At 43.9% G+C, this 24,827-nt stretch carries 24 protein-coding genes; 18 read left to right on the top strand and 6 right to left on the bottom strand.

The features are described from left to right. The first annotated feature begins 575 nt into the window (after positions 1-575). The 8 genes from dnaQ to nagZ all read left to right on the top strand — a co-directional run bounded on the left by dnaQ (position 576) and on the right by nagZ (position 7,544). Positions 576-1,313, top strand: coding sequence for a DNA polymerase III subunit epsilon (gene dnaQ, locus J3U64_RS02655; RefSeq protein WP_267391217.1), 738 nt, complete (start codon positions 576-578; stop codon positions 1,311-1,313). Continuing rightward, positions 1,310-2,017 (top strand): 2-C-methyl-D-erythritol 4-phosphate cytidylyltransferase, encoded by a 708-nt coding sequence (gene ispD, locus J3U64_RS02650; RefSeq protein WP_267391216.1) that lies wholly within the window; start codon positions 1,310-1,312, stop codon positions 2,015-2,017. Before dnaQ ends, ispD begins: the two co-directional genes overlap by 4 nt. Continuing rightward, positions 2,014-2,496, top strand: a complete 483-nt coding sequence (ispF, locus tag J3U64_RS02645) for a 2-C-methyl-D-erythritol 2,4-cyclodiphosphate synthase (RefSeq protein ID WP_267408188.1) — start codon at positions 2,014-2,016, stop codon at positions 2,494-2,496. The genes ispD and ispF overlap by 4 nt, the downstream gene beginning before the upstream one ends. Before the next feature lie 81 nt (positions 2,497-2,577). After that, entirely contained in the window at positions 2,578-3,246 is a 669-nt protein-coding gene (gene rpiA / locus J3U64_RS02640) for a ribose-5-phosphate isomerase RpiA (RefSeq protein ID WP_100139840.1), read from the top strand. A gap of 162 nt (positions 3,247-3,408) precedes the next feature. After that, positions 3,409-4,077, top strand: coding sequence for a thermonuclease family protein (locus tag J3U64_RS02635; protein WP_267408187.1), 669 nt, complete (start codon positions 3,409-3,411; stop codon positions 4,075-4,077). Further along, complete coding sequence (nth, locus tag J3U64_RS02630) at positions 4,074-4,715, top strand: endonuclease III (RefSeq protein ID WP_267408186.1); 642 nt, start codon at positions 4,074-4,076, stop codon at positions 4,713-4,715. The genes J3U64_RS02635 and nth overlap by 4 nt, the downstream gene beginning before the upstream one ends. Positions 4,716-4,795: 80 nt before the next feature. Further along, positions 4,796-6,271, top strand: a complete 1,476-nt coding sequence (locus tag J3U64_RS02625) for a DegQ family serine endoprotease (RefSeq protein WP_416384971.1) — start codon at positions 4,796-4,798, stop codon at positions 6,269-6,271. 175 nt (positions 6,272-6,446) lie between these two features. Then, positions 6,447-7,544: a beta-N-acetylhexosaminidase gene (gene nagZ / locus J3U64_RS02620; RefSeq protein WP_267408185.1), complete on the top strand. Its 1,098-nt coding sequence runs from the start codon at positions 6,447-6,449 to the stop codon at positions 7,542-7,544. A gap of 62 nt (positions 7,545-7,606) precedes the next feature. Here nagZ and adhP read toward each other — a convergent pair whose 3' ends face one another. Next, positions 7,607-8,620, bottom strand: a complete 1,014-nt coding sequence (gene adhP / locus J3U64_RS02615) for an alcohol dehydrogenase AdhP (protein ID WP_267404508.1) — start codon at positions 8,618-8,620, stop codon at positions 7,607-7,609. Between the two features lie 593 nt (positions 8,621-9,213). Between adhP and truB the strand changes: the two genes are divergently transcribed. Both truB and rpsO read left to right on the top strand, forming a co-directional pair. Further along, entirely contained in the window at positions 9,214-10,137 is a 924-nt protein-coding gene (gene truB, locus J3U64_RS02610; protein WP_267408184.1) for a tRNA pseudouridine(55) synthase TruB, read from the top strand. A gap of 88 nt (positions 10,138-10,225) precedes the next feature. After that, positions 10,226-10,492 carry a 30S ribosomal protein S15 gene (gene rpsO, locus J3U64_RS02605; RefSeq protein ID WP_100139845.1) on the top strand — a complete coding sequence of 89 codons (267 nt, stop codon included), beginning with the start codon at positions 10,226-10,228 and terminating at the stop codon, positions 10,490-10,492. Positions 10,493-10,714: 222 nt separating this feature from the next. Here the strand turns inward: rpsO and J3U64_RS02600 are convergent, their stop codons facing one another. Then, entirely contained in the window at positions 10,715-11,290 is a 576-nt protein-coding gene (locus tag J3U64_RS02600; protein WP_180295869.1) for an acyl-CoA thioesterase, read from the bottom strand. A gap of 232 nt (positions 11,291-11,522) precedes the next feature. On the opposite strand from J3U64_RS02600, the gene J3U64_RS02595 reads away from it, so the two are divergent. The 4 genes from J3U64_RS02595 (at position 11,523) to mpl (ending at position 16,528) form a co-directional block, all read left to right on the top strand. Next, positions 11,523-11,726, top strand: coding sequence for a hypothetical protein (locus tag J3U64_RS02595; protein ID WP_267408183.1), 204 nt, complete (start codon positions 11,523-11,525; stop codon positions 11,724-11,726). After that, positions 11,708-13,831, top strand: a complete 2,124-nt coding sequence (pnp, locus tag J3U64_RS02590) for a polyribonucleotide nucleotidyltransferase (protein WP_267408182.1) — start codon at positions 11,708-11,710, stop codon at positions 13,829-13,831. Before J3U64_RS02595 ends, pnp begins: the two co-directional genes overlap by 19 nt. 659 nt (positions 13,832-14,490) lie before the next feature. After that, entirely contained in the window at positions 14,491-14,907 is a 417-nt protein-coding gene (locus J3U64_RS02585; protein ID WP_267408181.1) for a hypothetical protein, read from the top strand. Between the two features lie 226 nt (positions 14,908-15,133). Further along, the gene (gene mpl, locus J3U64_RS02580) at positions 15,134-16,528 is read left to right on the top strand and encodes a UDP-N-acetylmuramate:L-alanyl-gamma-D-glutamyl-meso-diaminopimelate ligase (protein ID WP_267408180.1); all 1,395 of its coding nucleotides are present in this window, start codon (positions 15,134-15,136) and stop codon (positions 16,526-16,528) included. Between the two features lie 208 nt (positions 16,529-16,736). Here the strand turns inward: mpl and J3U64_RS02575 are convergent, their stop codons facing one another. After that, positions 16,737-17,012 carry a hypothetical protein gene (locus J3U64_RS02575; RefSeq protein ID WP_100139850.1) on the bottom strand — a complete coding sequence of 92 codons (276 nt, stop codon included), beginning with the start codon at positions 17,010-17,012 and terminating at the stop codon, positions 16,737-16,739. Positions 17,013-17,195: 183 nt separating this feature from the next. On the opposite strand from J3U64_RS02575, the gene J3U64_RS02570 reads away from it, so the two are divergent. Beyond that, positions 17,196-17,873 (top strand): S24 family peptidase, encoded by a 678-nt coding sequence (locus J3U64_RS02570; RefSeq protein ID WP_267408179.1) that lies wholly within the window; start codon positions 17,196-17,198, stop codon positions 17,871-17,873. 172 nt (positions 17,874-18,045) lie between these two features. Here the strand turns inward: J3U64_RS02570 and clpX are convergent, their stop codons facing one another. Beyond that, complete coding sequence (gene clpX, locus J3U64_RS02565; protein ID WP_267408178.1) at positions 18,046-19,323, bottom strand: ATP-dependent Clp protease ATP-binding subunit ClpX; 1,278 nt, start codon at positions 19,321-19,323, stop codon at positions 18,046-18,048. Between the two features lie 409 nt (positions 19,324-19,732). On the opposite strand from clpX, the gene J3U64_RS02560 reads away from it, so the two are divergent. The 3 genes from J3U64_RS02560 to J3U64_RS02550 all read left to right on the top strand — a co-directional run bounded on the left by J3U64_RS02560 (position 19,733) and on the right by J3U64_RS02550 (position 22,110). After that, positions 19,733-20,683 (top strand): serine hydrolase, encoded by a 951-nt coding sequence (locus J3U64_RS02560; RefSeq protein ID WP_267408177.1) that lies wholly within the window; start codon positions 19,733-19,735, stop codon positions 20,681-20,683. A gap of 162 nt (positions 20,684-20,845) precedes the next feature. Beyond that, positions 20,846-21,598 carry an SDR family oxidoreductase gene (locus J3U64_RS02555; protein ID WP_323811387.1) on the top strand — a complete coding sequence of 251 codons (753 nt, stop codon included), beginning with the start codon at positions 20,846-20,848 and terminating at the stop codon, positions 21,596-21,598. Between the two features lie 11 nt (positions 21,599-21,609). Continuing rightward, entirely contained in the window at positions 21,610-22,110 is a 501-nt protein-coding gene (locus J3U64_RS02550; protein WP_267408176.1) for a Fur family transcriptional regulator, read from the top strand. Positions 22,111-22,271: 161 nt separating this feature from the next. On the opposite strand, the gene J3U64_RS02545 is transcribed toward J3U64_RS02550, so the two are convergent. After that, a complete protein-coding gene (locus J3U64_RS02545; RefSeq protein WP_267408175.1) occupies positions 22,272-24,521 on the bottom strand; it encodes a UvrD-helicase domain-containing protein in 2,250 nt (749 codons plus the stop codon). Between the two features lie 9 nt (positions 24,522-24,530). Next, a complete protein-coding gene (locus tag J3U64_RS02540) occupies positions 24,531-24,800 on the bottom strand; it encodes a hypothetical protein (RefSeq protein WP_267408174.1) in 270 nt (89 codons plus the stop codon). Positions 24,801-24,827 lie beyond the last annotated feature (27 nt).

The raw sequence follows: 24,827 nt of genomic DNA, 5'->3' as shown, positions 1-24,827 counted from the left end.
GTTGCGGCAGAGTTTACATTAGCTAATCTAGCCTAATTTGCTCAGAAGAGCCTGATGCTGGCAAAAAAAAATCGCCCCTAAAAAAGGGGCGCAAAAAGGAACACAAACCACTACCAATAGTTAACTACCAATATAAATCGTTGCGTAAGCAGCAATTTATATGTAAATCTGTTTGGATATTCAAATAAATCAGTACTTTATTTGGAAAAATTTGTTTTGTTGCGTGAACATAGGGGCATCATAAACAAATTGTTTTACAATTGCAAATGATAATTATTTTTATTTCTAAAAATAATTAGTATATTTTATTAAACATTTGTTTTTATTTAAAATAAAAATAGTCATTTCTTTGTGGTCTATTGTCTAAAAGGGCAAAAAGCTGGTTGAAATCTGATTTTAAGGTCTTGGCGATAGGTTATAGACCTTTCTGTCTAGGAATCGCTCAGAAATTAAAATCAATCGCTGTACACAATAGAAAACATACCTTGGTTGCCAATTGCATTGTGCGTGTAATGGGATTTTTTAGTATTATTGTTATTTTAAATCTGCGGTATTCTGCCGCTTAAAGCATTAGCATGCGTCAAATTATTCTCGATACTGAAACTACCGGCCTGTCTGCCAGTAATGGCGATAGATTGATTGAATTTGCCGGAGTAGAAATGATAGACCGGCGGCTTACCGGCAATAATCTGCATCTTTATATTAATCCTGAGCGTGATATACCCGAAGAAGCAGTGGCAGTTCATGGCATCACATTGGAAAAACTGCATGAGATGAAAGCTCCAGTCTTTGCCGAAGTTGCCCAGCAAATAGCTGATTATATCAGCGGAGCAGAACTCATTATCCATAATGCGGGCTTTGACGAAAGCTTTCTGGATATGGAATTTAAAAAACTTAATATGCCCGCTACCAGAACCATTACTGAGAAAATCACCGATACTCTGCAAATGGCGCGCGAAAGATACCCAGGACAGAAAAATTCACTCGATGCTCTGTGTACCCGTCTGGAAGTGGATCGCAGCAAGCGCGTACTGCACGGTGCGCTGATAGACTGCGAGCTGCTTGGTGAAGTTTATTTGGCCATGACCCGCAGCCAGTTTAGCTTGGTGGATGAGCTGATGGCAGGTAATACCGATACCAGTATTGCGGGTGGTGGCCAATATCAGATACAACATACAGCTCTTCCTGTCGTCAAACCCAATGCAGAAGATATGGCGGAACACGAAGCATATTTACAAACGCTGGATAAAATTGTCGGTGCACCATGTGCGTGGCGGCAGTGGCAGCAGCAACAAGAGGATAAATCTGCATGAGCCGGCGTATTGCGCTGATTCCGGCTGCAGGTGTCGGCGCACGCTTTGGTGCAGAGTGCCCGAAACAGTATGTCCGTTTAGTAGGGCGAACGGTGCTCGAACATACTGTCACACGATTAGCCGGAATACCAGCAATTGATTTAGTGTTCATTGTCGTGTCGGCACAAGATGAGTACATCGATACCATATATCCATCCGCTGCTTTACCTCCCAATATCGCTATTCTGCGCTGTGGTGGAGACACGCGAGCGCAAACAGTGCGCAATGGCATCAGACTGGCCCAGCAGCACTATGCCGTTCTGGATACAGACTGGCTGCTGGTACATGATGCCGCCCGCTGCTGTGTTAGTACAGAATCAGTTGAACGCCTAATAAAGGCAGTACAGCATCATCCGGTGGGCGGATTATCAGCACTGCCGGTGGCTGATACATTGAAGCAGGCAGACCCGGCACAGCAGGTCAGCAGGACGGTCAACAGAGCAGGTTTATGGCAGGCTCAGACGCCACAGATGTTTCGTGCAGGTATGCTGGCTGCAGCACTGGATCAGGCAGATTTAGACGTAATAACTGATGAATCTTCCGCTGTAGAGGCCATGGGGCTTGCACCGCTGCTGGTGGCAGGAGATATCCGGAACCTAAAATTAACCAGTGCACAAGATGCTTTACTGGCTACTTATTTCTTACAGCAGGATAACATTGAATGAAATCTATCAGAATCGGGCAGGGCTACGACGTGCATCAGTTGGTAGCCGGCCGGCCGCTGATATTAGGCGGAGTTTGCATCCCTTTTGATAAAGGATTGCTTGGACATTCAGATGCCGATGCCCTGCTGCATGCGATTACCGATGCTTTGTTAGGTGCTGCTGCGTTGGGTGATATTGGCAAACTTTATCCAGATACTGCTGCTGTGAATAAAGATGCAGACAGCCGCGAATTGTTACGCGGGGCTTATGCAGAAGTGCAGGCGGCAGGCTGGAAAGTAGTCAATGTAGACAGTACTGTGATTGCCCAGCAGCCTAAACTGCGCCCTTACATCGACCAAATGCGGCAAAATATAGCCGCTGTACTGAATTTGCCGGTTGATGCCGTTAATATCAAAGGCAAAACCAATGAAAAACTTGGTTATTTAGGGCGGCAAGAAGCAATTGAGGCGCAGGCAATTGTTCTGCTAACAGCGGTTTAATCTAATGCAGGCTTGAGCTATAATTTTTTGATACAGACAAACTAATTTGTCATCTATTTAGGATAAACAAGGAGCAGTTGTATGGCAGCACAAGATGAACTCAAGCGTCAGGCCGCAGAAAAAGCGGTTGAATATGTGCAGGAAAACGAATATCTGGGCATCGGCACCGGATCAACTGTACGTTTTTTTATTGAGGCATTGGCGCAAAGCAGAAAAAGAATCAAAGGTGCGGTATCCACATCTGCCCAGACTAGTGCGGCTCTGAAGAGCTTTGGTATTCCTGAAGTCACATTGAATGAAGTGAACGGCCTGCCGTTATACATCGATGGAGCCGATGAAATCAATCATTTATTACAAATGATTAAAGGCGGCGGTGGGGCTTTGTTGAATGAGAAGATTGTCGCCAGTGCAGCAGAAAAATTTATCTGTATTGCCGACGAAAGTAAATATACTAGTCGCCTTGGCCATGTGCCTGTACCAGTGGAAGTGATGCCAAATGCCCGTTCACTGGTGGCGCGTCGGCTACTGAAATTCGGCGGTGAACCGGAATTACGTCTAGGCTTTACAACTGATAACGGCAATCAGATTCTTGACGTTGCCAATTTGAATATCAGCGAACCAATAAAACTGGAAGATGCTATTAACGGCATACCAGGTGTGGTCGAAAACGGTTTGTTTACCCACCATCCTGCTGATTTGCTGCTGCTGGGTTGCCAGAGTGGCGTTCAGGTGTTAACAGCCAAAGTCTGAATCAGTTGCGGCAGAGGTGAACAAACATATTTGCACTTGTTTCTGTGCAGCCAGCTATTATCAATACCAGCAGCTGGCTGCCATTGTTTTAATGGCGATTTTTATGTCTGTCAGTCTGAGATAATTACAGTAGGGTTTTTTGAGGGGTAATTTTAGAGGTAAATGCAGAACAGACAAAAAGCACTAAGCAAATGGCGTAAAATTTTAATCTGGCTGGCGATGGTACTGACGCTGGCTAAAGTTTGGTTGCCCGACAGTATAATTGCGCCATTGCAAAACCAGATACAGAAAGCAGATAGTATTCTGCGTTCTGTACAAGATGTTTTCAATGGTCGGCCGCACGTTGCCAAAGGCAGAAAGTATGCACCGGCGAGCAAAGGACGTTACACAGGACAGGTTGACAGCGTACATGATGGGGACACCATTCATGTTAAAGATAATAATGGCTATATGCACAAAATTCGACTGGCCAGTATTGATGCGCCTGAAATCAAACAGGCCTATGGCATTGCCAGTAGAGATGCTTTAAAAACGCGAATTGAAGGTAAATCAGTCGCAGTGAATGTTGTGGCTATCGACCAATATCAGCGCGAAGTAGGGCAGATAATGCTGAGCAATGAAGACATAAATTTATGGATGGTACAGCAAGGCTATGCATGGCATTACAATTCTATTGCAAAAAAACAGCAGGATCGGCTGAGTTTTAGCCACTATCAGCAAGCCCAGCTTCAGGCACGCCAAAAACGGCTTGGTCTGTGGCACAATGCACGTGCTATTGCTCCTTGGCAGTTTCGCCAGCAACAGAAAACCGCTAATAGAACAACCTCATGAATGCACATAAACGCGATGAAATATTCAGTCGTTTGCAGGCTGCCTGTCCGCATCCGACCACTGAGCTGCAATATCATACCCCGTTTGAATTATTAATTGCTGTCATGCTGTCGGCACAGGCCACCGATGTATCCGTTAACAAATGTACCGTGCAGCTTTTTAAGCTGGCACCCACAGCACAGAGCATGCTGGCGTTGGGGCAAAGTAAACTAATGGACTGTATTCGCACCATAGGCTTATATAAAACCAAAGCCAAACATGTGATGGAAACCTGCGCAATTCTGGTTGAGCAATATGACGGCGAAGTACCACAGACACGAGAACAGCTAGAAGCTTTACCTGGTGTAGGTCGTAAAACAGCCAATGTGGTGCTGAATACCGCTTTTGGCCAGCCGACCATTGCTGTAGACACGCATATTTTTCGTGTGTGTAACCGGACCGGTTTGGCTCCAGGCAAAACCGTACGCGAAGTAGAAGATAAATTAATGAAAGTGGTGCCGAAACAGTATCGTTTGAATGCCCACCACTGGCTTATTTTACATGGCCGTTACATATGTAAAGCACGTAAACCTGACTGCGAACGCTGTTTGATAAATGATTTATGCGAATATCCGGCGAAGGCAACTTTAACTGTCTGATTAAGTAACTTTACGCCTCTTTTCGTTACAATATTATTGATCACCGCTTGTGTAAGAAAACAAACAAGATAGGGAAGTTGATGCGGATAAATCGCAAATATATGTTGACGGCAATTTTGTCAGCGTTGTTGGCGGCAGCTGGGTGTGACCGGCTGGAACACTGGTTTGGCAAAACAGCCAATCAGGGTTTTGTAAAAGAAATACCTGCCGGCACTGATGGTAACAGCAATCAGGTAGCCATGCTGTTGCCTGATTTTACTCGGCTGGTAGACCAGCAAGGTCCCGCCGTGGTAAACATACAGGCCACCCGAGATAACCGCAGCCTTGACGGTGACATTGAAAGCAGCTCCGATACGCTGCCCGATAATGACCCGTTTTACGAATATTTCAAACATCTGTTACCTAATGTGCCTCAGACGCCGCAGACAAATGATGATGAATACAATTTCGGCTCCGGCTTTTTCATAAGCAAGGATGGCTATATTCTCACCAATACACATGTTGTCAATGGCATGAACAACATCAAAGTCCTGCTAAACGACAAACGGGAATTTCAGGCAAAATTAATTGGTGCCGATCCTCAGTCTGACGTGGCTCTATTGAAAATCAACGCGGATAATTTGCCAGTCGTGCAGCCTGGCAATCCGAAAGAATTGAAAGTTGGCGAGTGGGTAGCAGCTATTGGTGCACCATTCGGTTTTGACAACAGTGTAACTGCCGGTATCGTTTCTGCCAAAGGGCGTAGCCTGCCAGAAGAGAACTACACTCCATTTATTCAAACAGATGTAGCCATTAATCCGGGCAATTCTGGTGGTCCCCTATTTAACCTAAAAGGTCAGGTAGTTGGTATCAATTCCCAGATATACAGTCGTAGCGGCGGCTTCATGGGTATCTCTTTTGCCATTCCGATAGATGTGGCCATGAATGTGGCTGAACAGCTAAAAACCACCGGTAAAGTACAGCGCGGACGTCTGGGTGTGGTCATTCAGGAAGTGAACTACAATCTGGCCAAATCTTTTGGGCTTAACAAGGCTAATGGCGCGCTGATTACACAGGTAGTAGCCGGTGGACCAGCAGCCAGATCAGGTCTGCAACCCGGTGACATTGTTGAAAGTGTTAATGGAGAAGAACTAGAAACCTCCAGTGATTTACCGGTCAGAGTCGGACTGCTGCCGCCTGGAAAACAAATTATTCTCGGGATATGGCGTAAAGGCCGAAAACAGGATATTAAGGTAACACTGGATAATATGTCACCAGCCATCAGTGCTCCATCTAGCGCAGCCAGCGACATTATGCCTACTGACGGTGATAATTTTTTAGAACAACACCTTGGTCTGGAGCTGCGTGCAAGCAGTAAAGGGCTGGTGATTGTAGATGTTAGCAAATTAGCTGCACAGGTTGATTTACGTCGCGGTGATGTCATTGTCGCTGTTGGTCCAAAATTGGTACACAATGAAAAGGATTTCGAGCAGGCAGTACAGGAAAGCGGAAAAAGTGTCCCTTTACTCATCCGGCGAGCCAATAATACTTTGTATATCGCCTTGATACTGCCCTAAAAGTAAACTAAAAATATTTGGCGGGGTAAACCGTCTTGTCAATTCAATGTGTATACAAGCGTAAATTAATCTATCGACTGACTTTTGTGTTCAGACCGGATTCATCATGTTGTCCCATCATTTTAAATTTTGTCAAAGCTACTAATTCAATTATTAAAGGTTCTGGAATCATTCTATGTTGTCAGCACAACCTCCGGTAACAGCACGCGGCCCGATTATGGCCGATGTGGAAGCTTTTCATCTGAGCGAAGTAGAACGCAGACGGTTAAGCCATCCCGCCATTGGTGGCGTGATTCTATTCCGACGTAATTATCAGTCTCGTGCACAGCTCACTGCACTTGTGGCCGAAATTAAAGCCCTACGCACACCCGAGCTCATCGTTGCAGTTGACCACGAAGGGGGGCGAGTACAGCGTTTTATTCCGGAATTTACTCGTTTGCCGGCGATGCGGACACTGGGGCAGTGCTGGGAACAGCACGGCGCGGCCATGGCTGATAAAATGGCTGAAACAGTAGGCTGGGTACTGGCCACAGAATTACGCGCTTGTGGTATCGATTTATCATTTACACCGGTATTGGATCTAGACTGGGGCGAATGTGCAGTGATTGGTAACCGCAGCTTTCATCAGCAACCAGCTGTTGTCAGCTTTCTGGCACTTGCTTTACAGCGTGGCCTGGCCCGTGGTGGCATGGCTACTTGCGGCAAACATTTTCCCGGACACGGTGCCGCCAGCGGAGATAGCCATTTGACTCTTCCTCAGGACAACCGTAACTGGGATGAATTATGGGCTGATGATATTCAGCCGTTTAACGATTTGATTCATCATAGCATGCCGGCACTGATGCCGGCACACGTGGTTTATCCTAAAGTTGACCCTACCGAACCGGCTGGTTTTTCCACACTCTGGCTGCAAGGTGTGCTAAGAGACAAAATGCACTTTGATGGTGTGATTTTTTCAGATGATTTAACCATGGAGGGTGCCAGCATTGCAGGAGATATTCGCCAGCGTGCAGCTCATGCTTTTGCTGCCGGCTGTGATATCGCACTGGTCTGCAACAAACCAGATTGGGTAGATACTTTGTTAAACGATTTTCAGTGGCCAGAAAATAGCCGGCTGGCACAGCGCTGGCAAATGATTGCCGGTAAAGGGAAAGTGGCAGATTACAAAGCCATCATGCAGACGCCAGAATTTCAGTCAGCACAACAACTGGTTGCTAGCCTTGCTTCCGCGCAAGATATCCTAAACGGCGTGCAAGTTGGCGAAGCCTGTTAATTTTGCTCATTCGATAAAAAAAGCCATAGTCAAACTATGGCTTTTTTATCACTTTGTCTTAATCAGGCATTTTTGAAATCAATTACCATCCGGCCAGTAAACTTACCTGCGGCCATTTCATCGAAAATATCATTGATGTCTTCCAGCGGACGCATGGTTACTTTTGGTACCACTTTGCCTTCAGCACCAAACTGGAATGCTTCACGCAAGTCTTCACGTGTACCCACCAGTGAGCCCACTACCTCAATACCATCAAGTACCAGACGCGGAATATTCAAATCCATGGTGTCTACAGGCAGAGCTACTGCCACAATACGTCCGCCAGCGCGTACAGCAGCAACGGCTGAATTAAACGCAGATTTAGCCACAGCAGTAACTACTGCAGCATATGCGCCGCCTACTTTTTCCTGAATGATTTCTTCAACTTTTTCCTTAGCCGGGTTCAGGGTCATATCCGCACCCATCTCGCGTGCCAATTCCAGTTGTTTTTCATTCACATCAATAGCAATCACTTTGGCATTAAACACATTCTTAGCATATTGCAAAGCCAGATTGCCCAGACCGCCCAAACCATAAATCGCAATCCACTGGCCGGGTTGAATATGAGATACTTTAATAGCCTTGTAAGTGGTCACACCGGCACAGGTAATACTGCTGGCTGCTTCAGAACTCAGACCATCCGGTACCTTCACCGCATAGTCTGCTACCACGATACATTCTTCCGCCATACCACCGTCTACAGTATAGCCGGCGTTTTTAACTTCACGACAGAATGTTTCACGGCCACTATTGCAGTATTCGCAATGCCCACAGCCCTCAAAAAACCAAGCCACACTGGCACGATCGCCTACTTTCAGCGAAGTGACATCTTCACCGACAGCAGTAACCACACCAATGCCTTCATGTCCCAGCGTTACACCAGTCACATCACCAAAATCTGCATTTTTTACATGCAAATCAGTGTGACAAACCCCGCAACATTCCATTTTCAGCAATGCTTCATTGGCTTTCAGCGGACGAACGGCTTTGTCCTGAATGGCCACTTTTTTGTCTTTTGTTACTACGGCTGCTTTCATAATGAACCCTTTTCATCAGTAAAGAAGAAGTGTTTGGCCTGTTAGTTTCTGTTGTCAGAAGTTAGACCGGTAGAACCTAAAAAATCAATCACCAAATAGAATCAATACCAGCGTCAGCATTATCCTGAATGAAAATGACAATCAAATTATTTAACAGCGTGAATTTCCCCCGTCACACCGACTAATTGCCGCCTGAATCAGGACTAACGTATAAATTCTCTGGCAGAGATTCTGACAGATGCTCCCTTGCAATACCAGCAGTAAAACTTAAATAATTGTAACTCTAAACAAAGCCTTTGCGTAAGAATAAATTAATGCCAGATACAATATATGTTTAAGAATTCATAGCAGATTTCAAATAATTGATTAATACTAATTCTTATCCTGCTTCAGCATCAGCCGAAACATCTTAAAACCAGCCTAACAGCAACAAACCACGAATTAAGACAACACATCAATTTGCAAATTTAGCCCTTTTAAGCGTAAGCGCTGCTTATCCCTGTTGGCAATAGATACACATACCAGACAGCCGCAGAAACCGTGTTATGATGCAGGCGCCTGAATAAAGTAAACCAAATTCCCCCCGAATCATCATGAATACACATATCAGCCGACGCAAACGCGCTCTCAGTGGTGTACTGCTGCTGGACAAAGACAGAGACATGAGCAGTAACAGCGCTTTACAGCGGGCGCGCTTTTTATATGGTGCCGCCAAAGCCGGACACACTGGTGTACTCGACCCGCTGGCCACCGGTCTACTGCCGGTGTGTTTTGGAGAAGCCACTAAATTTGCCCAGTATCTGCTTGATGCAGACAAAGCTTATACAGCGACATTACAGCTTGGCGTCGCCACCAGTACCGGCGATGCCGAAGGCGAAGTTGTGGCTACAGCCGATACCCACATCACACTGGCACAGGTGCAGTCTGCCATCGCTGCTTTCAGTGGTGAAATAACCCAGACACCGCCCATGTATTCGGCCATCAAACATCAGGGTAAACCATTATATGAATACGCACGCGCCGGCATCACCATCGAACGCAAAAGCCGGCAGGTAACCATTTATCAGATTGGTATTGTAGAGTTTGCTTATCCTACGCTGATTATCAACGTGCGCTGCAGCAAAGGTACCTACATCCGCACTCTAGCTGAAGATATAGCTCAGCATATGGGGACAGTGGCTCATCTGACAGCACTACGTCGTACCGCTACCGCTGGGTTTAGTATCGACCAGACCCATACCCTTGCCGTTATCAGCAGTCTGGATGAATCAGCACGTGATAATTGGCTGCTTCCCAGCGATGTGCTGGTACAACATTTACCGGCAGCCACACTTAGCGATAAAGAAATTTTGCAATTGCAGCACGGGATAGCCGTGCATTCCGGACAAAATTATGGCACAATGTGCCCCTTGCGTATTTATGCCGCCAGTGGACGCTTCATCGGGTTGGTTCAGTATCAGGCTGCCAGCAGCCGCCTCAAAGTACTGCGTCTGATGAGCACCAATGTAGAGAGCTAAATACCTATCTGGAGTTGGCCGTTGTCAGACATCATTGTTAGCTTGGCCAACTTGTCTGCCGAAAGGCTTTTTTAATAGAGTGAATTACATGTTATCTGTTGAACAAAAAGCACAAATCGTAAAAGATTATCAGCGTACCGAAGGCGATACTGGTTCTTCTGAAGTACAAATCGCATTGCTGACCTTCCGTATTAACGACCTTACCGGCCACTTCAAAGCTAATCCTAAAGATCATCACAGCCGTCGTGGTCTATTGAAAATGGTAAGTTCCCGTCGTCGTCTGCTGGCGTATATCCGTCGTACCAAACCGGATACCTACCGCGAGCTGATTGGCCGTCTGGGTCTGCGTAAATAAGCATGCTATGCTGCTAAAAAAGCCGTCTTGATTATAAGACGGCTTTTTTAATTCTATAGTTACTTGTAAAAAATTACCCCCAACCAAAGTCCACCCTGTATTTTGCCATCAATGCAGGCAGTAGGCAGAAAACCACATATACGGCACATCCTGTCTTATCGATGAAATAGACAAGGCCTGTGCTTAGCCTCGGCTGAAACGAAAAAACACAGGCCAGTAAAATCAGCCTATTTCATTATATAAATCAGGATTTAAACGCGCATTCTGAGTTTGGCACCAGTCAAGATGGTCTTTACTTAAATGAAAAGCTTTGGCCTGAAACTCTTTCAAACTTTCCTGCTGTTCTATTTTACGCGTATACGAACGCACAAAACGGCGTACCTCATTTGGTGTTTCCAAAATCAGCCCAGGTACAGTTTGCGGCTTACCGGTAGCAGAATCAATCGCCACCATAGTGAAATAACTAGAATTACTGTGGCGAATATCTCCGTTAATCAGATTTTCCGCTTCCACACGGATACCAATCATCATCGATGATTTTCCCACATAATTTACCCGAGCCTTAATGGATACCAGATCTCCCACATAAATAGGCGTACGAAAATTGACTGTATTAATTGCTGCCGTTACTGTTACGCAGCGCGCATGCTTACAGGCACAGGCATAGGCTGCCTGATCCATCAGCGCCAGAATACGGCCGCCGAAAATCGTATTATTAGCATTGGTATCTTCCGGATGCATGACCACCGAAAGCAATACATCACTGTCAGTTGGTTTTTTATACAAAAGTTCGGACATAATTATCATTCCCCATTAAAACAGGTACAGCCAATCCGGTTGAACCAATAAAATTAACACCAATAATATTAATTCTAACATATAACCCAATCCAATTAATATGCGCACAGATTGGTAAAAAGTTCGATCAGCATAAATATCCGTTCTTTTCCGCCAAAAAAGACCAAAAATACCTGCAAAAACTGGCTCTACTGGTTAGAAGACATCAGGTTAGAGATAAGCTAAAAAATATATGTTAGAATTTACCCATAATACAAAGCGTATTGAAGGTTATCACAACCCTGTTAATCCCAATCAACCATCATTTGCAAACCTCGCCCGGCCAGAAACCCTACCTATGTATATGTACAAAGCGTATACATCGTTAGGTTTTTTAGCAGGTGCGACTTTTGCAGAAACTGAAACAGAAAGTTCAGCATGTTCAATAAACACATAAAAACCTTTCAGTATGGAAATCAGACCGTTACTCTTGAAACTGGTGAAATTGCCCGTCAAGCAGCAGGTGCGGTCAAAATTTCTATGGGTGATACCGTAGTACTGGTAGCCGTTACTGCAGCAAAAGAAGTTAAACCCGGACAAGATTTTTTTCCGCTCACCGTAGATTATCTCGAGCGCACTTATGCAGCCGGTAAAATTCCTGGCGGCTTTTTTAAACGGGAAGGCAAACAAAGCGAAAAAGAAATTCTTACCAGCCGCCTGATAGATCGTCCAATACGTCCACTATTTCCTGAAGGTTTTTTCAACGATATTCAGATTGTGGCTATGGTGGTATCCATTGACCCTGAAATCGACTCTGATATACCAGCCATGTTAGGTGCATCCGCAGCTCTACTGCTGACTGGCGTACCATTTGCAGGCCCGATTGGTGCAGCCCGCGTTGGTTACGTAAATGGAGAATACGTACTCAATCCTACTAAAGCACAGTTGGCACAATCTCAGCTAGATCTAGTCGTGGCGGGTACCGAAAAAGCCGTATTAATGGTGGAATCTGAAGCCGATGTACTGTCTGAAGAAACCATGCTTGGTGCCGTAGTTTACGGTCACGACCAAATGCAGGCGGCTATCCGTGCCATTAACGAATTTGCCGATGAAGTTAATCCAGAAATATGGGACTGGCAGCCACCGGCCACCGACGATACACTGATTGCTCGTGTACGCGAACTTGCCGGAGCTACCATTGATGCTGCTTTTAAAATCAAACAGAAGCAGGCACGCACTGCCAAGCTCGACGAAGCTTGGTCCGCAGTAGAGGGCGCATTGATTACCGAAGAAACCGATACACTGCTAGCCAATCAGATTCGGGGAATTTTCAAAGATTTAGAAAAAGAAGTTGTACGTGGACAGATTCTTGAAGGCCAGCCGCGTATTGACGGTCGTGATACCCGTACCGTGCGCCCGATCAACATTCAGACCGGTGTTTTACCCCGTACCCACGGTTCAGCTTTATTTACCCGCGGCGAAACTCAGTCTCTGGCAACAGCCACTCTCGGTACTCAGCGTGACGAACAGATTATTGATGCACTGAGTGGAGAATATACTGACCGCTTCATGTTGCATTACAACTTCCCGCCATACTCTACCGGTGAAGTGGGGCGCATGGGTGCACCAAAACGCCGTGAAATCGGCCATGGCCGTCTGGCTAAACGCGCCTTACTGGCTGTGCTGCCGGATGTGGAAGACTTCAGCTACACCATGCGCGTGGTATCCGAAATCACAGAATCCAACGGTTCATCTTCCATGGCCAGCGTTTGCGCTGGTTGCCTGAGCTTGCTCAATGCCGGTGTCCCACTGAAAAGTCATGTGGCCGGCATTGCCATGGGTTTAATATTAGATGGTAACAAATTTGCCGTTTTGACCGACATTCTTGGCGACGAAGACCACCTCGGCGATATGGATTTCAAAGTGGCCGGTACCACCAACGGCGTTACTGCATTGCAGATGGATATCAAAATCCAAGGTATTACCAAAGAAATCATGCAGATTGCACTGGCACAGGCCAAAGAAGCACGTCTGAAAATTCTGAGCCAGATGCAGGAAGCTGTAGAAGGTCCGCAGGAATTATCTGCCCATGCACCGCGATTATTCACGATGAAAATCCATCAAGACAAAATCCGCGATGTGATTGGTAAAGGCGGCGAAACCATCCGTAACCTTACTGCCGAAACCGGTACCGAAATCAATATTGCCGAAGATGGCACCATTACCATTGCAGCTACTACCAGCGAAGCAGGTGAAGCCGCTAAACGTCGTATTGAAGAAATTACGGCTGAAGTGGAAGTGGGCAAAGTGTACGATGGCACAGTAATCAAGATTTTGGATAACAATGTGGGCGCAATTGTATCTGTTATGCCAGGCAAAGATGGTCTGGTACACATCAGCCAGATTTCCCACGAGCGTGTAAAAAATGTTAGTGACTACCTACAAATTGGTCAGCAGGTAAAAGTAAAAGCTTTAGAAATCGACGACCGCGGCCGTGTGCGTTTGTCCATCAAAGCGCTGCTGGAAAAAGCACCACAGGAAGCCAAACCTGAAGAACACTAAATTCAGTTTTCACCATTCAAACTGCCTTGCATCGCAAGGCAGTTTTTATATGTGGAAAGCTTGTGGATTAGCCAGATTCATCCACCTCATATACCAACCTGTTGAGAACTATAGGCCAGAATACATCTGCTAAATAGTGTTGTTCATTACTGCAGAGCACTCATCCTTGACAGATTGAGAGCCAAACAAGCTGGAATCAAGACACATGGCAGGGAGTTGCTTAAATTTTAAGCAGCGAAATAAAATTTCATTATAACAACTGCCTAAATTAGTTATCCACAGTTTATGTGCAGTAACATCCCAATATTTACAGGAATAATGTGTATTTATTCCCGCCATGACAGCTTTTGATAAACCTGTTTTGAAAAAATAAAGATAATCAGAGAAGCTATTTCTATCGTGTGGATAATTCTAATCAGACTTTCCAATGCGCTATTTCAGAAATTTATTTTCCTGCTAACATCTTCTTAGAGTATAGCAATGCAAGCATACCGTGATTAATCAGTTCCAATAAGTTGATGGCAGACATGATTGCTTAAGCTAAAAAATATTCACTGCAGCCAAAAAATAAAAGCACAACATTCATCCTCTTTAGTTTAAATAAAAAGCATATAGGAATATAATATTACAAAAGAATATCAATTTATCAAGGTAACATCATGGGAAATGGTTTAAAACTAGAAAACATTAAGACTTATTTCATACAGCATCAATTACCACCTTTAGATCAGTCTTCAATCATCTATGGCATGATTAATGCCAAAGCTTGGCAATATGCTTTACTATCTGGATTGGCAACTTTATTTATTCGGCATATTCTGATTTATTTTAATGCAGAAAAAATCATTCTCATTGGTCTAACGGCTAACGCCAATTTATCTGAATCTATAACCGTTATTCCGATGACCAAAATTACCAATCTGAGCTACAAAACAGGCTTTTTCAGAGGTGAATTAACGTTTATTTATGAGCAGCAAAAATACACTTTTAAAATTCCAAACTTTATATTAGCCGCCAAATGGCAAAAAAATAATCTGAAAAATATACTGCAACGTTACATCATCAGCGCCTCCTGAGCTGATAGCATTCCGTTAGCAGATATGCAGCTCACTATTAATAATTTCATGTTGTGAATGAAGAGTGCGGATACATAGCTATCAGTACTTACTTAGCACACATAAAAAACATCTCAGTACGCCAAAAATCTTTTTTATGGCTATCCGCTGCAAAAACGCAAAACAGACGCGTCACAGACATTAACAACGGTCTATAATGCTGGTTTTCAGCGCGCAGAGATAAAAAATGCAGCATATCCACGTTATCGGAATTGGCGGCACATTTATGGGAGGCCTTGCTGCCATTGCCAAACAGGCTGGCTACCGCGTTACCGGTTGTGATGCCAAAATGTATCCGCCTATGAGTACCCAGCTGGCTGATTTAGGTGTAGATGTGGTAGAAGGATTTGAAGCAGCACAGCTGGATAACTATCCGGCAGATATCTACGTCATCGGCAATGTTGCCCGTCGCGGCATGCCGGTGGTCGAAGCCATTCTCAATCGTAATCTGCCTTATACCTCAGGGCCGCAATGGCTTGCTGAAAACATATTGCAACAGCACTGGGTATTAGCCGTAGCCGGCACCCATGGGAAAACCACCACTGCCAGCATGTTGGCCTGGGTACTAGAAGAAGCCGGTCTTGCGCCTGGTTTTCTGATAGGCGGCGTACCCCAGAATTTTGCTGTGTCTGCCAGACTGCCACAAATTCCACCGGCTACACAGGCTGATAGCCGCGCCGAATCCAGCCCGTTTTTTGTAATAGAGGCCGACGAATACGATACCGCATTTTTTGATAAACGCAGTAAATTCGTTCATTATCACCCGCGTACCGCCATTCTCAATAATCTGGAATATGATCACGCCGATATATTTCCTGATTTGTCTGCCATCCAGACTCAGTTTCACCATCTAGTACGTACCATCCCCAGCGAAGGACTAATTGTAGTCAACGATGAATCCCAAGCATTATCCGAAGTATTACAACAAGGCTGCTGGTCTCAAGTAGAAGGCTTTGGCTCTGGTAGCGACTGGCAGGTAGGCGAAGTGTCTAAAACAGGTGGTTTCGATGTGCTTTTTCAGAAGCAGAAAGTCGGGCATATCGAATGGCAACTGCTTGGACAGCATAACCGCATGAATGCGCTGGCTGTCATTGCTGCCGCTCGCCATGTAGGTGTGACCGTAGAGCAATCATGCACCGCACTTTCACGTTTTCAGAATGTCAAACGACGCATGGAAATCAAGGGCGTCGTCAACAATATTACCGTATATGATGATTTTGCTCATCATCCCACCGCAATTGCGACCACCATTGCTGGCTTACGCCAGAAAGTCACTGGTGCCCGTATTTTGGCCGTATTGGAGCCGCGTTCTAATACCATGAAACTGGGTACTATGAAAGCAGCATTGCCCAGCAGTTTGGCCGAGGCCGATAAAGTATACTGCTATGCCGGTGGTGTGGATTGGGATGTAGCAACAGCATTAAGTCCGTTGCAAAATAAAGTGGAAGTATTTCAGGATATGCCGTCACTAATCGCTGCCATTGTAGAAGAAGCTAAGCAGGGTGATCATATTCTGGTCATGAGCAACGGCAGCTTTGGTGGTATCCATCAACAGCTACTAATAAAACTAGCAAATAAATAGCTGATTAATCATCATTGGTAAAGCAAACCAAAACCAAAACCAAAACCAAAAAAATATAACTATTCTCAGTTTGTTAAACCGGTTGCTCTCATGTGGGTAGCCGGCTTTAATTATTTTTATTTAGGCAGAATATTCAAACAGCTCATACCAATTCACAATTGTTAGCGTACAGCAGACACTCAATTGCTGCCGATAAAAAGTTTATCATTCAGGATGCTTCATCTACCATGGCTTTAGCTAACTCAGTATGGTTCATCTTGCCATATGTACTAAGCCAGTCACGGGCAGCTTCGCGCTGATCGCAGCTTTTGGCTGCTTCTGTCTGAACTGTATTCATCTCGGTATAGGTCAGTTGTGCCAGATACTGACAATTCAGCACTTGTGTAAACGAAGCTGGTGCAGCCATGGCACCGGCCGGAGTAGGGCGAAAATTGCCCAGTAATAACAATACAGCCACCAACCCGACAGTCTTCAACACATTCATGATTGACTCCGTAAATTAGATAAATCTAATAATTTATTTATTTTTTGCTATATTACTTAGAAAAAAATAAATAAACAACCTAAAAATTTCTTGAAAATTAATTTACTATTTATTTTTTTAAAATTGTTGTATAATAAAAACAAATTTAATAACGTTATTTCTAATAATTGCTGGAGTTTGTGCATGCAAACATTTAAGGATCGTCTGGCTTCGCTCTGGCCAGGGGAGCGCCAATCCAAAATTGCCACAGACATAGATATGACCATGGCCGGATTCAGCCGAATCTGGCATGAAGGCGGTCTACCTAAAGCAGAAACCCTGAAACGCATCAAAGAATTGAAGGGATGCAGTATCGACTGGCTGCTCACCGGAGAAGGAGAGCCTTTTCCCGAACAGCCTACACAGGCGGCACACGATACACTAGGTAATCCAGTGAATGCTGATGACTTTGTCTATGTGCCGCGTTATGCCATTGAAGCTGCTGCCGGACACGGTAGTCTAGTGGATAACGAAAAACCGATGTTTACCATGGCGTTTCGCAAGGACTGGATAAACGCAATGATTAGCCCCGAAGTGAGCGGCTTATCAGTTATATCGGTTAAAGGCGACTCCATGGAAGGCGTATTAAATGATGGCGATACTATATTGGTGCAGCAAATGAATCATATCCGCCGTGATGGCTTGTATGTATTGCGTATCAACGACAACTTATTGGTAAAACGTCTGCAGCTGATGCCGGGAAATGTGGTAAATGTGATTTCTGCCAACGAAGCCTATCCAAGTTTCGAAATCAGACTGGATAGCGAAAGTGACGATGTGCAGATTATTGGCAAAGTTTTATGGTTTAGCCGCTATCTATAAAATTGTGCAAAGCAGATATTAAATTATTGGTTTGAAAAAAAGATCCATAAGCTATTGCATCACAGCGTATAAGCCAGACTAATTTAGCCCACTACCGATGTCTATCTGAATCCATTAAAAAACCGTCTGAATGGCAGAATTCAGACGGTTTTTATATTTGGATAAATCTAGATTATTTTGGACTTTTATAAACACTACCATCCGCGAGTAACCATTCAGGCTCTGCACCTTTATCAATCACATCCTGATTTACCACTACCTTTTTCACATCGGTTAAATCCGGCAGAGCATACATTGTATTCAGCAATGCCTTTTCCACAATGGAGCGCAGGCCACGTGCACCAGTTTTACGTGCCATAGCCAGTTTGGCAATTGCTTGCAGGGCGGAAGGCTGTACTTGTAATTCCACACCTTCCATAGCAAATAATGCCTGAAACTGCTTGATTAAAGCATTTTTCGGTTCGGTCAGAATATTAATCAAAGCATCTTCATCCAGTTCAGCCAGCGTAGCAATCACCGGCAAACGGCCAATCAGCTCAGGAATCAACCCGAATTTAATCAGATCTTCTGGTTCCACTGTCTGAAATAACTCACTGACATTGGTATTTTCATCTTTACTGTGTACCGCCGCACCAAAACCAATACCACCTTTTTCAGTGCGCTGACGAATTACCTTTTCCAGACCGGCAAATGCACCACCACAAATAAACAGAATATTCGTGGTATCAACATTAATGAATTCCTGATTAGGATGCTTACGGCCGCCTTGGGGCGGTACTGAAGCCACCGTACCTTCTACCAATTTAAGCAATGCCTGTTGTACGCCTTCCCCAGATACATCCCGAGTAATAGAAGGATTATCACTTTTGCGAGAAATCTTATCGATTTCATCAATATATACAATACCTCTTTGCGCTTTCTGTACATCAAAATCGCATTTGCTTAGCAATTTAGTAATAATCTGTTCTACATCCTCACCCACATAGCCGGCCTCAGTAAGGGTTGTGGCATCTGCCATCACAAACGGCACATCAAGCTTACGAGCTAACGTTTGTGCTAGCAGCGTTTTACCGGAGCCGGTTGGTCCAATCAGAAGAATATTGGATTTAGACAGCTCTACCTGTCCTTCTTCTTTGCCAAAACGCAGGCGTTTATAATGATTGTATACAGCTACAGCCAGTGATTTTTTGGCCGTTTCCTGTCCAATTACATATTGATCCAGATTCGCCACAATTTCCGCCGGTGTTGGCAGCTTGTCTAGGCCGCTGTCGGTATCAGTACCACCTGCCGGCTTAAATTTTTCTGCAGAAGAAGCACCTGCATTATGTAGCATGTCGTTGCATGTATCCACGCATTCATTACAGATTAATGCGTTGTCACCTTCAATCAGATTTTTAACTTCGTTTTCCGGTTTCCCGCAAAACGAACAATAACGAATTTCTTTACTCATAAACAGGTTTTCATCAGAAAAAAGAGCTTATAGCGAAAGCCGATCCAGATGTCTAAAGCGCAAATTGCCCAGATCCGGCCAAAAAACGAGTATATAATGTTATTAGCTTGATATCAAACCAAATGCTGATGTTGTTTTATCCACTTGCGAAATCAGTTTAGCAATGCAAAACTAATTAAAATATCGTTTATAAACAGCTTTTAAACAATTAAATTGGCTCAGAAAATACCGGCCGTGATTGAAATTGCCTTATAATCAATAAGAGAAACAAAATTTCGTACTGATAATTTGTACGTTTAAACACGCCTCTCAATCATAGGTGTAGCCTAGCCGCACCTTTCGTACGTTCAGAATAAGCAACTAATAGAGAATTATATAACCCTCACACAGGGTCAAAAAGGAAGTTATCATGTCTCGTTTATCTTGTCTGCGTCGCTGGCAGTGGGTAAGCTTGTTAAGCAGTAGCCTGTTTTTTGCCGTACCTACGGTAGCCGGTGATCTAGATGTTCTCGGCAGATTTATCGAACAAAAACAGGCCGGTGGCCAGTCTGACACCCTCAGCTCATTTATCAGTAACCACCCAGATGCCAATCTGGAAGCTCGCGCACAAATTGCCGGTCCTTTATTAAGTTCTCAATCGGCCTTGATTATGAACAATCAGACCGGAGAAATCCTTTATCAAAAAAATATTAATCAAGTTCGTTCCATTGCTTCCATATCCAAGCTCCTCTCTGCCATGGTGGTGCTGGATGCCAATCAGAATATGAACGAGCCGATTACCATCACCGATGCTGAAATAGACCGGCTGAAAAACTCCACCAGCCGTCTATCTGTTGGCACAGTGATGACGCGGCGCGAATTGCTACACATCGGCCTGATGAGCAGTGAAAATCGTGCTATCCATGCGCTGGCACGCACTTATCCAGGAGGAATGCCGGCATTTGTAGAAGCCATGAATCGCAAGGCAGCCGAGCTGGGTATGAATAATGCACGTTTCTACGAACCAACCGGCCTCGACCCGCGTAATCAGGCTACTGCACGCGATCTGGCATTGTTGGTACGTGGCGCCAGCCAATATCCGCTTATCAGACAATATTCCACTGATAATTCCGGCTCGGTTTATACCAGTAATGGCCGTGTAGAGCTGTATCACAATTCCAACGCACTGGTACGTGAAGGTGTATGGCCGATTGCTCTACAGAAAACTGGTTATATCCGTGAAGCTGGCCGCTCCATGGTGCTGCTCACCAGTGTACAAAATCAACCCGTGACCATCGTGCTGCTTAATTCTCCAAGCTCCACCACCCGTGTTAGTGACGCCCGTGCGTTACGTTCATGGGCGATGCAGCAGTCTCTCTGATTACTGTACTGATACTGATTACCCCGTTAGCGATAACGGGGTTTTTGTTATCTTGCCGGTAAACCTGACTACTGAGCAGCTTAGACAACACGGCGGAACGTGCTAACATTGGAGGAAATACCGGAATCAATTCTGAAACAGACAACAGGAAAAGGTACAGATATGGCTATAATAATTACAGGTGCTTCTGCCGGTTTTGGTGCCGAAATGTGCCGGGTAATGGTTCGTGCCGGATATCAAGTTATCGGTGCGGCGCGGCGGTTGGAAAAACTACACCAATTACAAGCCGAGCTGGGTACCACCTTTTTACCCCTGCACATGGACGTTGCCGACAAACAAAGTGTAGATAACGCGCTGGCCTCCCTGCAAGGCACATGGGCAGATATCGATTTATTGGTGAATAATGCGGGTCTGGCATTGGGTATGGAGCCCGCTCAGGAAGCAAACTATGCCGACTGGGAAACCATGATTCATACCAATATTCTTGGTTTAACCTATGTTACCCGTCAGATACTGCCACGCATGGTAGCCAAAAATGCCGGTTATATCATCAACCTTGGCTCAACTGCTGGTTCTTGGCCGTATAAAGGCGGCAATGTTTATGGTGCCACCAAAGCTTTTGTGCGCCAGTTCAGCCTCAATCTACGTACCGATCTGGCCGGTACCCGCATACGTGTCACCAATATCGCCCCAGGCCTGTGTGGCGATACTGAATTTTCTAATGTCCGTTTTCGCGGCGATGAGCAGCAAGCTGCGGCTGTATACGAACACATCAGCTATCTGCAACCAGCAGACATCGCCAATACCGTGTTATGGCTCTATCAGACACCAGCTCATATGAATGTAAACCACATTGAAATTATGCCTGTAGCACAAACATTTGCCGGCCTAAGTGTAACCCGTGATTTGGATTGAGGCTGATTAGAATGAGTAGTAAGACCGTGTGGCAGTCCAAAGCTGAAGAAAAAGCCCGCATCATTGCTCAATGTGTCCAGCACAGCGTCACCATCACCCAATTGCGCGAACAAGTTCTGGATATTGTATTAAACATGAGCGGTGTCATTAAAGCTTATCAAGTACTGACACACATGCAGCAACACAGCAGCAGCACCATCGCTCCGCCAACTGCCTATCGCGCATTAGACTTTTGGGCAGAGCAGGGTGTATTGCATAAAATACCAGCGGTAAACGGTTATATTCTCTGTCGCCATGTGCAGCATGAATGTGATAGTGATTGTCATGAAGATGACATCCACCACAACGATTTTGTACTGGTTTGCAACCAGTGCGGTACTGTGGATGAACAAAGCCTGAGCTCTGAATGGGCAGCTCTACGCCGGCGTGCAGCCGACAATGGTTTCATATTGAATGATGAACACATCGTACTTACCGGAATCTGCCTGCATTGCCAGCTAAAGCCAGCCTAAAATATCTCCCTGAATTCAATCAGTTTTCCGCCTGCCTGCTATTCCAAACTTCAGGCTGTGCGGATTTTCGCCATATTTCAACAAGCATTATTCAGTCTTGCCAAAGTGCCTTCACTCTTTAGAAACCATAATGAACGATTAGATTGCCATTACCCCAGCAGCTATCCCTGATACTTAAAAGGCTTAATAGATGTAAACAGCTTCTTCAAGTTATCTTCGATATCATTAATATCATCCAAATAAAGAATCCAAAGTTTTTTCCGTGCGCGAGAGCAGGCGGTATAAAACAGATTACGGCTATTCTCCAATTTTCTGGTTTCCTCTTCCTTATACGTTTGTTCCGGCTCTAGAGACAGACTGGCAAAATAATTTTTAAATTTATGTTTATTGTTTTTCCCGAAGTTATGCTCCATAATTATAGCTACATTGTCATATTCTTCGCCTTTTGTACCGTGATAGGTATGGTATGTCACCGTTTGCTCCTTATTATGCTCATTATTGATAAAAGCTACCCATTGCTGCCATATATTTAAATCAATATTGAGAATCTCTTCTAGATCTTGGTGTCTTCTGTTAATTTCTTCATCAGCTTGTTCATCTGTAAGTTCCACATCGGGATTGAATTTTTCAATCTTTCCGTACATTTCTTCATACACTAGGCCATACATATAGTCCTTAAATCCAATGTTTTGAGTTTTGTTTTTGTTTCGGTTAAATAAATTTTGAAAATTGAATCCAAAGTTTTTTTTCAACCAAAACCGTACTGCTTCCTGTTCACTTAAAACTACATTATTTTGGTCTACACATAAGTCATTTAGAACGTTATCAATATGCTGAATAAATTCATGCAGATTGTTCGGTTGCTTACAGCGGAAGAGTTGTGCCAGTTTTAAGGCCACAGCAAAAGTAACTTCAGACTGGGTATCACCAAATAAATCATAAAGCGTCTTATGCGGGTTTATACAATTGTTATACGCTGTAACCAGTTGATACAAGCGCAGGACTGCGGGATGAAGTTTATCCAGTTCGCGCGCAAACAGCTTGGTATTTATTTCATCCCATAAGATAAAATTTGCTTTTTGAATAGCACTATAAATTTGCTCAAATCCTCTCATGGAGGCCACATACCGGTTTAACAACAACAGACAATCTATTTTTTCATTATCCCCTAAAGATTGAGCAAATTTCTCAATAAACTGCTTAATGATTAGATTATCCGTGCTTGTATCTCCTGAATATCCTTCCGTGTCCAGATAGTAAAAATTAACTTCACCATTTGTTTTATCTGGGTCTAAGCTTTTTTGGTGCAATTTATCGTTTCTAATTTTATTAATCAGCTCAATAATCTGTTGTTCTGAACGCAGGTTAAAAGGTTTCACTATCTCCTGTAGTTTTACTTGGCCCAGACCATTATCCGGAATGTTTTGATAGATATTGAGTATTTGATTGCCTATTCCAGAATCATATATGTTTTGCTGACTATCGCCAAAATAACCCACTAGCCAGCGTTGTCCTTTGCTATATTGTTGTAGTCCGGCCATCAGCTTAATCACCGATTCATGCGTATCTTGATACTCATCTATAAAAATATACGGATACTGGTCAATCAGTTTTTTTTGAAACAGCTTATATTTTTCTGCTAATGCCAGACTATATTCGAGTAATGTATCGTGGCTAAATTTCATGGCCGGCAACCGATCAGAATTAGACAGGCTGTCATAGTCTATCTGTATTTTTTTGTCATTATTTTCCGATTCGAGTTTATCGATAGCCTTCTTGAAGCTAATCTGCCGTGATACTAGCTTGAAAAAATTTTTAAAAGTATTAACATTTTTTATGATTTTTTCTTTAAATTCCGGTATTCGCTCTACCAAATCCGACTGCATCATTTGGTTTCTGAATTTATCTGCTTTGATCTTATTACGATCCAATGTAAAAAATTCTTCTTTCTTTTCCTCTATGAATGTACTGAATAATTCTAGGTTTTCCTTAGTTTTAAGGGTAGACAGATTAACACAATCAGTCTGAGTCTTTATTTCTGACTCAATATTTTCCAGTTCTTGTTTAAGTTTTTTTAGATGCAATACTGTTAACTCACTCCGCCGATACATTTTAATTTGCTGCCACAGCATTTCATGAATGGTGGACACCTGCACATATTGAGTTTCGCCCAACCGCTGGCGGATTTCATTTGCCGCCACATTGGTATAAGTAATGCACATAATTTTTTGATTGTGTTTGTCTAATTCATCGATTTTATAATGCAAAATATACTTTATGGATTCGATTAGCGTGTAGGTTTTACCAGCACCTGCCCCAGCTTGGATAATAAAACTGTCAAAATTATCAATGGCTGTAAATATTCGTTGCTGCAGCTGTTGCTCTTCAGACAAATTTTCTTTCAGACTCATTTTTCCCCCTTATTTGTTATTTAGTTGATTTTTCAGCCAATTCAATCCATCTTGAATATATTCAGGTAATGTTAACGTATTTTCTAATGGATCGGTGCCTGAAGTCAGGATAGTGAAAAGTAACGAACTGGCAAATTCGGTCTTGCTTACGTTATTATTAAGTTTGTGATGTATTTCGAAAGATCTATCTTTTTTGATTTCATCGATTTTATTGATTTTATTGTTTTGAATAAAGTCTGTAGATAATTTAGGTAAAGCTGTATTTAGTATTTCAACCATGCTTCGATGGTTGTAGTTGGTTAGAAT

This window comes from Snodgrassella sp. B3800 (genome assembly GCF_026535865.1).
Lineage (GTDB): Bacteria > Pseudomonadota > Gammaproteobacteria > Burkholderiales > Neisseriaceae > Snodgrassella > Snodgrassella alvi_E.
This window is presented reverse-complemented; position numbering and strand designations above follow the sequence as displayed.